General features: G+C 74.3%; 14 protein-coding genes. 9 read left to right on the top strand and 5 right to left on the bottom strand.

The genetic code is table 11. The annotated features are described in order from the left end of the window. Positions 1–61 precede the first annotated feature (61 nt). Genes N555_RS0105610 through N555_RS0105600 form a run of 3 tightly spaced genes read right to left on the bottom strand, consistent with a single transcriptional unit; the run spans position 62 to position 5,609 of the window. On the bottom strand, positions 62–469 hold the full coding sequence (locus N555_RS0105610) for a Rieske (2Fe-2S) protein (RefSeq protein ID WP_081866006.1): 408 nt from the start codon (positions 467–469) through the stop codon (positions 62–64). Beyond that, positions 466–2,997, bottom strand: coding sequence for a nitrite reductase large subunit NirB (nirB, locus tag N555_RS0105605; RefSeq protein ID WP_051683771.1), 2,532 nt, complete (start codon positions 2,995–2,997; stop codon positions 466–468). Before nirB ends, N555_RS0105610 begins: the two co-directional genes overlap by 4 nt. After that, positions 2,997–5,609, bottom strand: coding sequence for a molybdopterin oxidoreductase family protein (locus N555_RS0105600; RefSeq protein WP_034508928.1), 2,613 nt, complete (start codon positions 5,607–5,609; stop codon positions 2,997–2,999). The genes nirB and N555_RS0105600 overlap by 1 nt, the downstream gene beginning before the upstream one ends. A 151-nt stretch (positions 5,610–5,760) precedes the next feature. Between N555_RS0105600 and N555_RS0105595 the strand changes: the two genes are divergently transcribed. From N555_RS0105595 to N555_RS0105555, 9 genes are all read left to right on the top strand, one after another. Continuing rightward, a complete protein-coding gene (locus N555_RS0105595) occupies positions 5,761–6,582 on the top strand; it encodes a TetR/AcrR family transcriptional regulator (RefSeq protein ID WP_231502611.1) in 822 nt (273 codons plus the stop codon). Between the two features lie 109 nt (positions 6,583–6,691). Beyond that, the gene (locus N555_RS0105590; RefSeq protein ID WP_029430510.1) at positions 6,692–7,519 is read left to right on the top strand and encodes a DUF2382 domain-containing protein; all 828 of its coding nucleotides are present in this window, start codon (positions 6,692–6,694) and stop codon (positions 7,517–7,519) included. A gap of 93 nt (positions 7,520–7,612) precedes the next feature. Beyond that, a complete protein-coding gene (locus N555_RS0105585) occupies positions 7,613–8,260 on the top strand; it encodes a hypothetical protein (protein ID WP_029430509.1) in 648 nt (215 codons plus the stop codon). A gap of 154 nt (positions 8,261–8,414) precedes the next feature. Next, entirely contained in the window at positions 8,415–9,068 is a 654-nt protein-coding gene (locus N555_RS0105580; protein WP_029430508.1) for a GNAT family N-acetyltransferase, read from the top strand. A 17-nt stretch (positions 9,069–9,085) separates the two neighbouring features. Beyond that, a complete protein-coding gene (locus N555_RS0105575) occupies positions 9,086–9,484 on the top strand; it encodes a YciI family protein (RefSeq protein ID WP_231502610.1) in 399 nt (132 codons plus the stop codon). Between the two features lie 13 nt (positions 9,485–9,497). Then, positions 9,498–10,721 carry an RNA polymerase sigma factor gene (locus tag N555_RS0105570; RefSeq protein ID WP_029430506.1) on the top strand — a complete coding sequence of 408 codons (1,224 nt, stop codon included), beginning with the start codon at positions 9,498–9,500 and terminating at the stop codon, positions 10,719–10,721. Beyond that, positions 10,718–10,993, top strand: a complete 276-nt coding sequence (locus N555_RS0105565; RefSeq protein WP_029430505.1) for a DUF1905 domain-containing protein — start codon at positions 10,718–10,720, stop codon at positions 10,991–10,993. Before N555_RS0105570 ends, N555_RS0105565 begins: the two co-directional genes overlap by 4 nt. Continuing rightward, positions 10,990–11,340, top strand: a complete 351-nt coding sequence (locus tag N555_RS0105560) for a VOC family protein (protein ID WP_029430504.1) — start codon at positions 10,990–10,992, stop codon at positions 11,338–11,340. Before N555_RS0105565 ends, N555_RS0105560 begins: the two co-directional genes overlap by 4 nt. A gap of 100 nt (positions 11,341–11,440) precedes the next feature. Beyond that, on the top strand, positions 11,441–11,869 hold the full coding sequence (locus N555_RS0105555; RefSeq protein WP_029430503.1) for a nuclear transport factor 2 family protein: 429 nt from the start codon (positions 11,441–11,443) through the stop codon (positions 11,867–11,869). Between the two features lie 16 nt (positions 11,870–11,885). Here the strand turns inward: N555_RS0105555 and arfB are convergent, their stop codons facing one another. Both arfB and yidD read right to left on the bottom strand, forming a co-directional pair. Next, positions 11,886–12,326, bottom strand: a complete 441-nt coding sequence (gene arfB / locus N555_RS0105550; RefSeq protein ID WP_029430502.1) for an alternative ribosome rescue aminoacyl-tRNA hydrolase ArfB — start codon at positions 12,324–12,326, stop codon at positions 11,886–11,888. A 33-nt stretch (positions 12,327–12,359) separates the two neighbouring features. Continuing rightward, a complete protein-coding gene (yidD, locus tag N555_RS27320; RefSeq protein WP_029430501.1) occupies positions 12,360–12,878 on the bottom strand; it encodes a membrane protein insertion efficiency factor YidD in 519 nt (172 codons plus the stop codon). Positions 12,879–12,921: the final 43 nt, after the last annotated feature.

Here is a 12,921-nt window from a genome sequence, read left to right as displayed (position 1 = left end):
CCGGGTGAGGCTAGTTAGGCAAGCCTCACCAAACCACGTGCTCGTTTCGTGACCTCGACCCTCAGACGTCGACGACGAGCATCCCGTCGACCTCGCGCACCGGGTACACCTGCACGGCCATGGCGCCGCTGGTCGCGACGCCGTCCACCCAGCGGTAGGCGTAGAGGTGCAGCGGGCAGACCAGCACGTCGGCGTCGGTCTGCCCGTCGGCGAGCGGACCCCCGGCGTGCGGGCAGGACGCCTGGGTGGCGTGCAGCGAGCCGTCGCGCAGCCGGAACACCGCGACCTGGGTGTCCCCGGCGACGAAGGCGCGCCCCTCCCCCGGCGGCACGTCCTCGGTCCGGCCGACGGTGTACGCCCGGCCGTGCGGTGCCGGCGCCCGACCGGGGACGGCGACCTCGGTGGCCGGACTGCCGATCTCGGTGCCGGCGGTGGTCGGCTCGGCGACCTCGGTGTGGGTGAGGCTCATCGGACGGGCACCTTCGGCAGCTCGATCAGGGGCAGGGAGGGCCGGAACTGGCCGGGCGTCGCGGGCTCGGCGAGGTCCTGGCCCCACGGGTCGCGGTAGGCGTCGATCGAGCGCTGGATGCCGGCGTCGAGGTCGGCGCAGAGGCCCTCGCTGTCCTCGAGCAGCACCTGCTTGATCTTCTCCAGCCCGATGCGGGGCACGAAGTCGTAGGTGCGCTCCAGCCAGTTGGCGTTCTCGCGGTAGTACTGCATGAACCGGCCGGTCAGCTGCATGACCTCCTCCGTCGAGTCGACGGTGGCCAGCAGGTCGCCCTTGCGCACCGACGCACCGGCCGCTCCCCCGACGTAGACCTCCCACTTGCCGTTGCCGACCGCGACCACGCCGACGTCCTTGACGTAGGCCTCGGCGCAGTTCCGCGGGCAGCCGACGACGGCCATCTTCATCTTCGCCGGGCTCTCGATGCCCTGGAAGCGGGTCTCCAGGTCGATGCCGAGCTGGGTGGAGTCGCCGAGGCCGAAGCGGCAGAAGTCGCTGCCGACGCAGGTCTTCACCGTCCGCATGCTCTTGCCGTACGCGTACCCCGACGGCATCCCGAGGTCGGCCCACATGGCCGGCAGGTCCTCCTTGCGGACGCCGAGCAGGTCGATCCGCTGGCCGCCGGTCACCTTGACCATCGGCACCTCGTACTTCTCGGCGACGTCGGCGATCTTCCGCAGCTGCGCCGGCGTGGTCACCCCGCCCTTCATCTGCGGGACGACGGAGAAGGTGCCGTCGCGCTGGATGTTGGCGTGCACGCGGTCGTTGATGAACTCGCCGTCCTTCTCCGGGACGAAGTCCACGCCCCAGACCATCTTCAGCAGCGAGGTCAGGCCCATCTTCGACTTCGCGTCCTCCTTGCCGGCGGGGGCGAGAGCGGCGAAGACCTGGGAGACCGACCGCAGGTCCTGCTCGCGGATGGCGGCCATCAGCTCGGGCTTGGCCAGGGGGATCCCCGGGACGTACCAGGACGCCGACGGGTCCTCCGTCACGTCGCCGTCGGCGGCCCACTCGACGATCTGCTTCACCAGCGACTTGCAGGAGCCGCAGCCCTTGCCGGCGCGGGTGCGGTCCATGACGGCGCCGACGCTGCCGCAACCGTCGGCCACCGCGCCGCAGATCGCGCCCTTGGTGACGCCGTTGCAGTTGCACACCTGGCTGTCGGCCGGCATCTCGGCGACGCCCACCTCCTCGGCACCGTCGGAGAGGTCGACGAGCAGCCGGATCCGCTCCTCGGGCAGCGCCGTCCCGCGGTCGAAGGCCTGGGTCAGGAAGGCGACCTTGCGGGTGTCGCCGAGCAGGGTGGCGCCGACGAGCTTGTCGTCGCGGATGACCACCGACAGGTGCACCCCGCGCCTGGGCTCGGAGATCACGAGGAACTCGTCGTCGTCCCGCTCGGGGACGTTGATGCCCATGGTGGCGACGTCGACGCCGGCCACCTTGAGCTTGGTGGCCGTCCGGCTGCCGGTGTACTCGGCGTCGGGGTCGGTGCCGGTGAGGACGTCGGCCAGGACCTTCGCGTGCTCCCACGCCGGGGCGACCAGCCCGTAGACCGAGCCGCGGTGCTGGGCGCACTCGCCGATCGCGTAGACGTCGGGGTCCTCGGTGCGCAACTGGTCGTCGACGACGATCGCCCGCTCGACCTCCAGGCCCGACCGGACGGCGACATCGGTGTGCGGCCGGACGCCGGCGGCGACGACGAGCAGGTCGCAGTCCAGCCGCCGGCCGTCCTTGAGCAGCACGCCCTCGACGTGCTCGGTGCCGAGGACCTCGCCGGCCATCGCGTCCAGGTGCACGGTGATGCCGAGGGACTCGACGCTCTTCTTCAGGATGGCGCCGGCCTCGGCGTCGAGCTGGGCGTTCATCAGCCACGGCATCGCGTGCACGAGCTCCACCTGCAGGCCGTGCCCCTGCAGCGCGCGGGCCGCCTCGAGGCCGAGCAGGCCGCCACCCATGACCACGGCGCGCCGGCACCGCTGGGTCGCCTCGAGCATCGCCCGGGTCTCGTCGATCGTGCGGAACCCGTAGACGCCGGCCAGCAGGGCACCGTCGGCGGTGCGGACGCCGGACATCGGCGGGATGAACGAGTAGCTGCCGGTGGCCAGCACCAGGTGGTCGTAGGGGGTGGTGCTGCCGTCGTCGCCGTGCACGACCTTGGCGGCGGTGTCGGCCCGCGCCACCCGGACACCGGCCCGCAGGTCGACGCCGTTGTCGGCGTACCAGTCGTGGCTGTTGAGCACGATCTCGTCCTCGTGCGACTCCCCCGCCAGCACCGGCGAGAGCATGATCCGGTTGTAGTTGCCGTGCGGCTCGTCGCCGAAGACGGTGATGCGGAACTGCTCGCCGCCGCCGCGCTCGAGCACCTCCTCCACGAAGCGGGCGCCGGCCATGCCGTTGCCGACGACGACCAGCCGGGAGCGGGTGTCGAACTCGTCGTCCCCCAGCGACAGCGAGGTCAGGCCCTCCGGACGTCCTCCCAGGACGGCAGTCATCAGACCTCCACCAGGCCCAGGTCGACCACGAGCTCGCCGGTGACGCCCTCGGGCGCGGCGGCGTGCAGCTCGACGACGGTGCCGCCGGGCAGGTCCTCGACCACCCGCAGCGGCACGTGCACGTCGCCCTTCGCGCCGATCGGGAACCAGCGCATCGGCTCCCCGTCGCGCACCAGCAGCACGTAGACGAGCTCGCCGGTGGAGTTCCCGCCGCGGAAGTACAGCGCCTGGGCGCTCTGGCCCGAGGGCACCGTGTACCGCAGGGCGGCGTCGATCGGGCCCGGCTTGGCCAGGCCCTCCCCGGTGATCGGGTAGACGCCTTGCAGGAACCGTGGGGTGCTCTTCACGCGGGTGCTCCTCGCTGTTCCGGGGGTGCCGGGTCGGGTCCGGGCCGGGGGCCGGGGCTCGGGGGTGGACGTCGGGGTGTGCCGGCGCGGCCGCGGCTGGGTCGCGGCGGCCGGTGGGTCGATGTGCTCGGCGGGCCCGCCGACGCGGGTCACCGCGACGGCGCAGACCTTGAAGGCGGGCATCTTGCTGGTGGGGTCCAGGGCACCGGCGTCGGTGAGCGCGTTGGCGCTGGAGCCGCCGCCCCAGTGGAAGGGTGCGAAGACGACGTCGGGGCGGATCGTGTCGGTGACCAGCGCGTGGAACCGGGCCCGGCCGCGGCGGGTGGCCAGTTCCAGCACGTCGTCCTGCGCGATGCCGAGGGTGCGGGCCAGGTCGGGGTGCAGCTCGGCGCGCGGCGTGGGGGCGACCATGTGCAGGCTGCGAGTGCGGCGGGTCTGGGTGCCCGACTGGTACTGCGCCAGCACCCGGCCGGTGGTGAGCACGTAGGGGTACTCGGCGTCGGGCCGCTCGTGGGCGTCGACGTGCTCGACCCGCACGAAGCGCGCCCGGCCGTCGGGGGTGGCGAAGCGCTCGGCGAACAGCCGCGGCGTCCCGGGGTGGGTCTCGCTCGGGCAGGGCCAGAAGACGCCGTCCTCGGCGTCGATCCGGTCGTAGCTGATGCCCGCGTAGTCGGCCGCTCCCCCGGCGCTGGCCCGCCGCAGCTCGCTGAACACCGTCTCCGGGTCGCCGGAGAAGAGGTGCCCCGCGCCGAGCCGGTCGGCCAGCGTCGCGAGCAGCTGCAGGTCGTCGGGGACACCGGCCGGCGGGTCCAGGGCCCGGCGCCGGCGGATGACCCGGCCCTCGAGGTTGGTCATCGTGCCCGCCTCCTCGGCCCACATGGCGCTGGGCAGCACGACGTCGGCGAGCTCGGCGGTCTCGGAGAGGAAGAAGTCGCTGACGGCGAGGAAGTCCAGGTCGCGCAGCCGGCTGACCACCCGGCGGGCGTCCGGCGCAGAGACCGCGACGTTGGAGGCGAGCACCAGCAGCGTGCGCACCCCGCCGTCGGTGCCGAGGGCGTCGAGCAGCTCGAACGCGCTCTTCCCCGGCATCGGCAGCTCGTCGGGGTCCACGCCCCAGACGGCGGCGACGTGCGCGCGGGCCGCGGGGTCGGCCAGCGACCGGTACCCGGGCAGCTGGTCGGCCTTCTGCCCGTGCTCGCGCCCGCCCTGGCCGTTGCCCTGCCCGGTGACCGTGCCGTAGCCGGAGCCCGGCCGGCCGGGCAGGCCGAGGGCGAGGGCGAGGTTGATCCAGGCCGTCGTCGTGTCGGTGCCGCTGCGGTGCTGCTCGGCGCCGCGGGCGGTGAGGACGATCGCCTTCTGGGCGCGGGCGAGGGCGAACACGGTGCGGCGCTGGTCGGCGACCGGGACGCCGGTGAGCCGCTCGACGCGATCCGGCCAGTAGGCGGCGACCCCCGCCCGGACGTCGTCGAAGCCGGTGGTGCGGGCGGCGACGTACTCGTCGTCCACCAGGCCCTCGGCGATGGCGATGTGCAGCAGGCCGTTGGCCAGCGCGAGGTCGGTGCCCGGCAGCGGCTGCAGGTGCAACGCGGCGTTGCGGGCGGTGGCCGTGCGGCGCGGGTCGACGACGACGTGCTCGGCGCCGCGCTCGCGGCCGGCGTCGAAGTACTGCATGGCCGGCGGCATGGTGTCGGCCGGGTTGCTGCCGACCAGGACGACGACGTCGGCCTCGGCGATGTCGGCGAGCGGGAACGGCATGCCCCGGTCGATGCCGAAGGCGCGGTTGGCCGCACCGGCGGCCGAGGACATGCAGAACCGGCCGTTGTAGTCGATGGCGCTGGTCCGCAGCGCGACCCGGGCGAACTTGCCGAACTGGTAGGCCTGCTCGTTGGTCAGGGACCCGCCGCCGAAGCAGCCGACGGCGTCGCGGCCGTGGGTGCGCTGGGTGCGCCGGATCGCCCCGATCACCCGGCCGAGCGCGTCGGCCCACGTCGCCTCGACCAGCGGGCTGGTGCGGTCGCCCTCGACCGCCCGGACCAGGGGCCGCAGCAGCCGCTCCGGGTGGTCCAGCAGCTCGACCGACGACCAGCCCTTGGAGCACAGGCCGCCGCGGTTGGTCGGGAAGTCCAGCGGCACGAGGGTCGCCGGTCGGTCGCCGGCGGTGACGCGCATGCCGCACTGGAGGGAGCAGTACGGGCAGTGGGTGTCCGTCGTCCGGGTGCCCCCCGCCGCGGAGGCGGCGGAAGCGGGCACGGCAGCGGCGGTCACGGGAACGAGAGTCGGTGCCCGTCGTTTCCCGGTGGCGGCCTCGGCGTCAACGATGCGTTCCGTCGGCCTCACACCGGGGCACCGGGGCTGGTGCGGACCGCTACGGGCAGGATGCAGGCAGAACATCCGCCAGAGGGGACCAGGAGGTGCCGTGCCGACACCCGTGGATCCCGAGGGCCTGGATCCCGAGGGCGTGGACCCCGACTCCCCCGAGGGCCGCGGCGGCGCGGCCGCCGTGATCCCGGCCGGGCCCCCGGACACGGGGCGCGCCCCGCTGGACCGCCGGCGGATCCTCGGCGCCGCGATCGAGTACATCGACGCCCAGGGGCTCAGCGCCCTGACCATGCGCCGGCTGGGTGCCCACCTGGGGGTGGAGGCGATGGCCCTCTACCGCTACATCCCCGGGCGCGAGCAGTTGCTCGACGGCGTCGTGGAGAGCGTCATCGACGAGCTCTACGGCGATCCCGACGTCCACCTGGAGGCGGCGCACGGCTGGCAGGACTACCTGCAGCGCCTGGCCCACGGCGTGCGGCGCATCGCCCTGGCCCACCCCGAGGTGTTCCCGCTGGTGGCGACGCGCCCGCCGGCCGCTCCCTGGGTGCGCCCGCCGCTGCGCAGCCTCCGCTGGGTGGAGTCCTTCCTCGTCGCGCTGACCAGCTGCGGCTTCTCCGAGGCCTCCGCCGTCGCCGCCTACCGCGCCTACAGCAGCTTCCTGCTCGGCCACCTGCTGCTGGAGGTCTCGCAGAAGGGCGTGGCGGTGAACGCCGAGGACGCCGGTGCCCAGCCCCCGGAGTTCGCGCCGGACCTGAGCGAGTACCCGACCGTGGTCCGGCTCCAAGGGCTGCTGTCCGTGGACGAGTCGGCCGCGGAGTTCGAAGAGGCGCTGGAGAACCTGCTCGGACGCCTCGAGGTCGTGCGGCGTGAGGGGCGCAACCCCCGCAATCCGGAGAGCTTCACCGATCGTCCCGACTAGGACGTTTACGTCGTAAACGGCACGGGCAGGACTGCTGTGGCGGCCCGCCCGGTGTACCCGGCCCGGGGGCCTGCCGACACCTCTCAGTCGACCCTCCCGAGGAGAACCCGTGATCAGCGAGCAGCAGATCAGCACCGTCATCGGCAGCACCGCCGTCGGCCCCCAGGGCAAGCTCGGCACCGTCGGCGAGGTCTACCTCGACGACTCGACCGGCCGCCCCGAGTGGGCGACGGTCAAGACCGGCCTGTTCGGCACCAAGGAGGCCTTCGTGCCGCTGGCCGAGGCCGAGCTCTCCGGCGGCGAGCTGCGTCTGCCGTACGGCAAGGACCAGGTCAGCAACTCGCCGCACCACGACGTCGAGGGCCACCTCTCCCCCGAGGACGAGGCCGACCTGTACCGCCACTACGGCATCGGTGGCACCCAGGAGATCGCCGCCGCGGTCGGCACCGCGCGCGGCCCCGAGCTCACCGACGACACGACCGGCTACTCGACCACCGGCGGGGCGATCACCGACACGACGCGCGGCACCGTCGGCCACGACACCTCCGGCCCGACCACCGACGACGCGATGACGCGGTCGGAGGAGCGGCTCGAGGTCGGCACCCAGCGGGTGGAGACCGGCGTCGCGCGGCTGCGGAAGTACGTGGTGAGCGAGAACGTCACCGAGACCGTGCCGGTCTCGCACGAGGAGATCCGCGTCGAGCGGGAGCCCATCACCGACGCCAACGTCGGCAACGCGCTCGACGGCCCGGCGATCTCCGAGGAGGAGCACGAGGTCACGCTGCACGCCGAGCGCCCCGTCGTCGCCAAGGAGGCCGTGCCGGTCGAGCGTGTCCGGCTGGACGTCGACACCGTCGCCGACCAGGAGACGGTCAGCGAGACGGTGCGCAAGGAGCAGATCGAGCTCGACGCCGACGAGACCACCCGTCGCCGCTGATCCCGAACGGGTGACCCTGGAGCCGGCCGCGCATCCCGCGGCCGGCTCCCGGGCACTCCCCCGTCCCCTGACCGCCCCACCAGCGGAGGCACCATGAGCAGCAGCACCGCACCGGACGCCGGCGCGACCGGCACGACCGGCACCACCACCGCTCCCACCGGCGGGGCACGGGTGACCCGCGGCGTCGCGCGGGACGCCGTCGACGCCCAGCACGCCCGCTTCGGCGGCATCAAGTGGGGCGCGGCGTTCTTCGGCTGGCTGTCGGCCAACGGCCTGGCCGTCATCCTGATCGCGCTGGTCGCGGCCGCGGGGGTGGCGATCGGGCTCACCCAGGGCGTGAACAGCGCCGACGAGGCCACGGACGAGGCCACCACGATCGGCCTGGGCGGCGGCATCGCCCTCGTCGTCATCCTCTTCCTCGCCTACCTCGCCGGCGGCTACGTGGCCGGGCGGATGTCCCGGTTCGACGGGTTCCGGCAGGGGCTGGCCGTCTGGCTGATCGGGCTGCTGGTCGTCGCCGCGCTCGCCGTCGCCGGACTGGTCTTCGGCAACGAGTACAACGTGCTCGAGCGGCTGGACCTCCCGCGCATCCCGATCGACGAGGGCACCGGCACCACCGGCGGGATCATCGCCCTGGCCGCCGTCCTCGTGGCCACGCTGCTGGGCGCCATCCTGGGTGGCCGTCTCGGCACCCGGTACCACCGCAAGGTCGACCGCGCCGGCTTCGACGCGACCGTCTGAGCCATCGACGTCCGGAAGGGCCTCACTCTTCGCCGGAGTGGGGCCCTTCCGGCTCTTGCGGTGTTCCTCGTGCGCCTGCGGTGCTGCAGCGCCGCAAGAGGGCGAGGAATACCGCAGAAGCGCCGCCGTCGGGGCGTCGTGGTCTGATGCCGGGGTGAGCGACGTCCCCACCGTCGTCCGGGTGGGTGCGCCCTCCGTGCGGCCGGCCGAGCAGCGCGACGTCCCCCGGATCGCGGCCACCCTGACCGTGGCCCTGGCCGACTCCCGCTGGACCCGCTGGGCGCTGCCCGAGGACGGCCGGATCCAGCGGCTGACCCGCTGGCACGAGCTGTCCGGCGGGCACCGCGGGGTCTCCACCGGGACGGCCTGGGTGACCGAGGACGTCACCGCCGTCGCCACCTGGACTCCCCCACCGGGCGCCCCGGGGACGACGCCGATGCCCGCGGACGTGCGGGCGGCGCTGGACCGCGAGCTGCCCGTGCTGTCCGCCTCGCACGCGGGCCGGGTCGCCCGTACCCGGGAGATCGTCGACGCCGCCCGCCCGGCCGGAGCGCACTGGTGGCTGGACCACCTCGGCACCCGCCCGTCGGCACGCCGCAAGGGCCTGGGCCGCGCGGTCCTCGGCCCCGCGCTGGACCGCTGCGACGCCGACGGCGTGCCGGCCGCCACCTCCGTCTACACCTGGGCCGGGGTCCGGTTCCTGCGCGGCTCCGGCTTCGACGTGGCCGCCTCGCTGCACACCGCCGACGACGAGCTGCCGGTGTGGGTGCTGGTGCGTCCCCCGGCGACGGGTGTCGAATCCGGCTGAGGCCGTTCGTACAGGGGGTGAGCGGGCGGACCAGCCGCCCGCCGGACGCCGGGGAGACCACCGTGGCCCAGTACCTGCTCAACCTCATCCAGCCCGACGGCGACGCCCCGCCGCCGCCGGAGTTCCTCGAGCCGATCATGCGCGACATCGCCGCGGTCAACGAGGAGATGCGCGCCGCCGGCGTCTGGGTGTTCGCCGCCGGGCTGCACCCGGCCTCGTCCGCCACGGTCCTGACGCCGCAGGGGGACGACGTCCTCGTCACCGACGGCCCGTTCGTCGAGGCCAAGGAGCACATCGGGGGCTTCACCCTCATCGACGCAGCCGACCTCGACGCCGCCCTCTTCTGGGCCCGGAAGATCGCCCGCGCCAGCACGCTGCCCATCGAGGTGCGGCCGGTGGCCGACGGCGGGGAGTGAGGGCCGCTCCTCGATGACCTCGATCGAGGACGTCTTCCGCGAGGCGTACGGCCGCGCGGTCGCCGTCCTGACCCGCCTCCTCGGCGACATCGACACCGCCGAGGAGGCGGTCCAGGACGCCTTCGTCACCGCGCTGCAGCGGTGGCCGGCCGACGGGGTGCCCCCCAGCCCGGCCGGCTGGATCGTCACCACCGCCCGCAACCGGGCGATCGACCGGAAGCGCCGCGAGGCGACCCGCGATGCCCGGCACGCCCAGGCGGCCCTGCTCGCCGAGCCGGGCCCCCCGCCCGAGGAGGGTGCCGTGAGGGACGACCGGCTCCGCATGCTCTTCACCTGCTGCCACCCCGCGCTGGCGCCCGCCGCCCGGGTCGCGCTGACCCTGCGTCTCGTCGGTGGGCTGACCACTCCCGAGATCGCCGCGGCGTTCCTCGTCCCCGAGCCGACGATGGCCCAGCGGCTCGTGCGGGCCAAGGCGAAGATCCGCGACGCCCGGATCCCCTACCGGGTGCCGGCCGAGGCCGACCTCCCCGACCGGCTGGCCGGCGTGCTCGCCGTCGTCTACCTGGTGTTCACCGAGGGCCACACGGCCAGCGCCGGTGACCGGCTGGTCCGCACCGACCTGTGCGCCGAGGCCATCCGGCTGGGGCGGGCGATGGTCGAGCTGATGCCCGACGAGCCCGAGGCCCTGGGCCTGCTGGCGCTGATGCTGCTGACCGAGTCACGGCGGCCGGCGCGGCTCTCCCCGGACGGCGAGCTGGTGCCGCTTTCCGTGCAGGATCGCGAGCTGTGGGACGGCGCGCTGATCGCCGAGGGGCAGGACCTGGTGCGCCGCTGCCTGCGCCGAGGCGCGCCCGGGCCCTACCAGGTGCAGGCGGCGATCCAGGCCGTGCACGCGGACGCCCGGACCGCGGCCGACACGGACTGGCGCCAGGTCGTCGTCCTCTACGACCACCTCATGGCGCTCGCCCCGACGCCGGTCGTGGCGCTCAACCGGGCGGTCGCGGTGGCGGAGGTCGACGGCCCCGCGGCCGGGCTGGCCGCGCTGGAAGGCGTGGAGCTGCGGTCGCACCTGCTGCCCGCCGTCCGTGCCGACCTGCTGCGCCGGCTCGGCCGCACCGCCGAGGCGGCCGCGGCGTACGACGCGGCCCTGGCGTCGGTCGCGAACGAGCGGGAGGCGGTCTTCCTGCGCGGGCGCCGCGATGAGTTGCCGCCGCCCTCGGGGTCTGAGGAGGCATGAGCACTCCTCTGGACGTCACCTTCACCGCGCCCATCGAGAAGGACGGCGCTTATCCCACGTACCTGACCGTGCCGGACTCCGGGGAGCTGCTCGGCACCCGGCGCGCGGTCAAGGTGACCGGCACGGCCGACGGGCACCCGTTCGAGGCGACGCTCATGCCGTCGGGCACGGGTCCGCACTGGCTGCCGCTGCGCGCCGCGATCTGCACCGCGATCGGCAAGAGCGCGGCCGGGGAGACGGTGACGGTGCACCTGCAGGCGCGGCGGTCGTGACCATGGACCTCTTCGCCGGCCTCCCGGTGCGCGACCGTGCGCGCTCGATCGCCTGGTTCACCCAGCTGCTGGGGGCCGAGCCCGCCTTCTTCCCGAACGACACCGAGGCCGTGTGGGAGCTCCGCGAGCACGGCTACCTCTACGTCGACGTCCGGCCGGCCACCGCGGGCGGCGGGATGGTGACGCTGTTCGTCGAGGACTTCGAACAGCGGCTTGCGGCCATCGTCCGGCGGGGGCTGGAGCCGGCCGTGCGCGAGGTGTACGAGAACGGCGTCCGGCACGCGACCTTCCGCGACCCGGACGGGAACGAGGTCTCCTTCGGCGGCCCGCCCGGCGAGACGGGCTGAGCCCCGCGGGTCCGCCGCAGGGGCGCAGGTCCCTGGCCGGGCGAGCTCGGCCCGGAGGACCGTGGTCGCGGTCGGAGCAACCTCATGGAGAGGGAGAGCGATGACCGAGACCAGCGAGGTCATGGACCGGTACCTCGACGCCCTGCTGAACGGCCGGGACTTCGCCGCGATGTTCGCCCCGGACGTCGTCTGGACGACCATGGAGACCGGAGAGCAGGTCCGGGGGCGAGATGCGGTGCGGGACCTCATCGTGGAGATGCACAGCCGCTCCTTCGAGGCGCACCCGGAACTGGTCTCCCTGGTGACCGGCGACGGCGTGGCCCTGCTCGAGGCCGTCTTCGCCGGTCGGCAGGTGGGCACGTGGCAGGGCCTGCCCGCGAGTGGCCGCGATGTCCGGGCGCCGTACGCCATGGCCTACGACGTCGCGGGCGGCTCCATCACCGCGCTGCGCGCCTACCTCCCGATCGCACAGCTGCGCGCGCAGCTGACGCAGACCCAGGGGGCGGTCAGCGCGCCGGCCTCGGTGTGAGGCCGACGGCTCGTTCTCAGTCCCAGGTGTTGCGGCGGCGCTTGAGCTCGCCGCGCTGCTTCTTGGCCGCGATCCGCCGCTCCTGCGAACCTCGGGTCGGCTTGGTGCGGCGGCGGGCCGGCGGTGGCGGGGCGAGGGCGGCCCGGAGGACGGCGGCCATGAGCTCCCGGGCGGCCTGCCGGTTGCGCAGCTGCTGCCGGTGCTCCGACGCCACGACGGTCAGCACGCCGTCGACCAGCCGCGGGGCCAGCCGCTCGGCCAGCCGGGCCCGCTGGGGGTCGGTCAGCCCGGGCAGCTCGAGCGGTACGACCGACAGCTCCACCCGGGAATCGGCGGTGTTGACCCCCTGACCGCCCGGCCCGGACGAGCGGGAGAACCGCCAGCGCAGATCGCCCGCGGGGACGACGAGGGAGCCGGTGACCGCGAGGTCACCGGCGGCGTCGTCGGAAGCGGGCACCCGGACATTCTCACCGGGGAGGCAACCGACTTCTCAGGCGGCGGCGGGCACGGGGTCTGCTCCCCCGGCGGCACCCGGCCGGCAGCGGACCAGCCGGCGCAGCGTCAGCCACGAGCCCCGCCCGGCCCCGTGCGTCTCCAGCGCCTCGACCGCGTAGGCCGAGCAGGAGGGCGTGAACTGGCAGCACGGCGCCCGCTTCGGGCTCACCTCGCGCTGGTAGACGCGGACCGCAGCCACCAGCCGGTCGGCGAGCCGACCACGACCCGCGCCCGCCCGGTGGACGTGCCGCGCCGTCGTCGGGGCCAGGTAGACCATCTCCATGCCGCAGCCGATGGCGTTGGCCAGGCAGCAGCCGGTGTTCAGGAACAGCAGGTCGCGCAGGCAGGAGTCGTTGCTCCGGCCGCGCCCGTACCCGTAGCCGGGCGGCGGACCGTAGCCCCGCCCGTAGCCACCGCCGTATCCACGCGGCGGAGGTCCGTACCCGCGGCCCCACCCGGGCCCGTAGCCGCCCCGCCGGCGCCGGCCGCCACCGCTGCTCCAGATGAAGACCATGCACCGATTGTCAGAGGGTCCCCGCGGGTCCGCAGCGCGGAGG

It is taken from the genome of Blastococcus sp. URHD0036 (assembly GCF_000701365.1).
Taxonomy (GTDB): domain Bacteria; phylum Actinomycetota; class Actinomycetes; order Mycobacteriales; family Geodermatophilaceae; genus Trujillonella.
Note: the sequence above shows the minus strand (reverse complement) of the source record. Positions and strands in the feature narration are given on the sequence as shown.

Excerpts from the sequence above, each read along its gene's own strand:
- N555_RS0105610 (WP_081866006.1), bottom strand. The coding sequence starts at position 469 with ATGAGCCTCACCCACACCGAGGTCGCCGAGCCGACCACCGCCGGCACC.
- nirB (WP_051683771.1), bottom strand. The coding sequence starts at position 2,997 with ATGACTGCCGTCCTGGGAGGACGTCCGGAGGGCCTGACCTCGCTGTCG.
- N555_RS0105585 (WP_029430509.1), top strand. The coding sequence starts at position 7,613 with ATGAGCAGCAGCACCGCACCGGACGCCGGCGCGACCGGCACGACCGGC.
- N555_RS0105570 (WP_029430506.1), top strand. The coding sequence starts at position 9,498 with ATGACCTCGATCGAGGACGTCTTCCGCGAGGCGTACGGCCGCGCGGTC.
- N555_RS0105565 (WP_029430505.1), top strand. The coding sequence starts at position 10,718 with ATGAGCACTCCTCTGGACGTCACCTTCACCGCGCCCATCGAGAAGGAC.
- N555_RS0105555 (WP_029430503.1), top strand. The coding sequence starts at position 11,441 with ATGACCGAGACCAGCGAGGTCATGGACCGGTACCTCGACGCCCTGCTG.
- yidD (WP_029430501.1), bottom strand. The coding sequence starts at position 12,878 with ATGGTCTTCATCTGGAGCAGCGGTGGCGGCCGGCGCCGGCGGGGCGGC.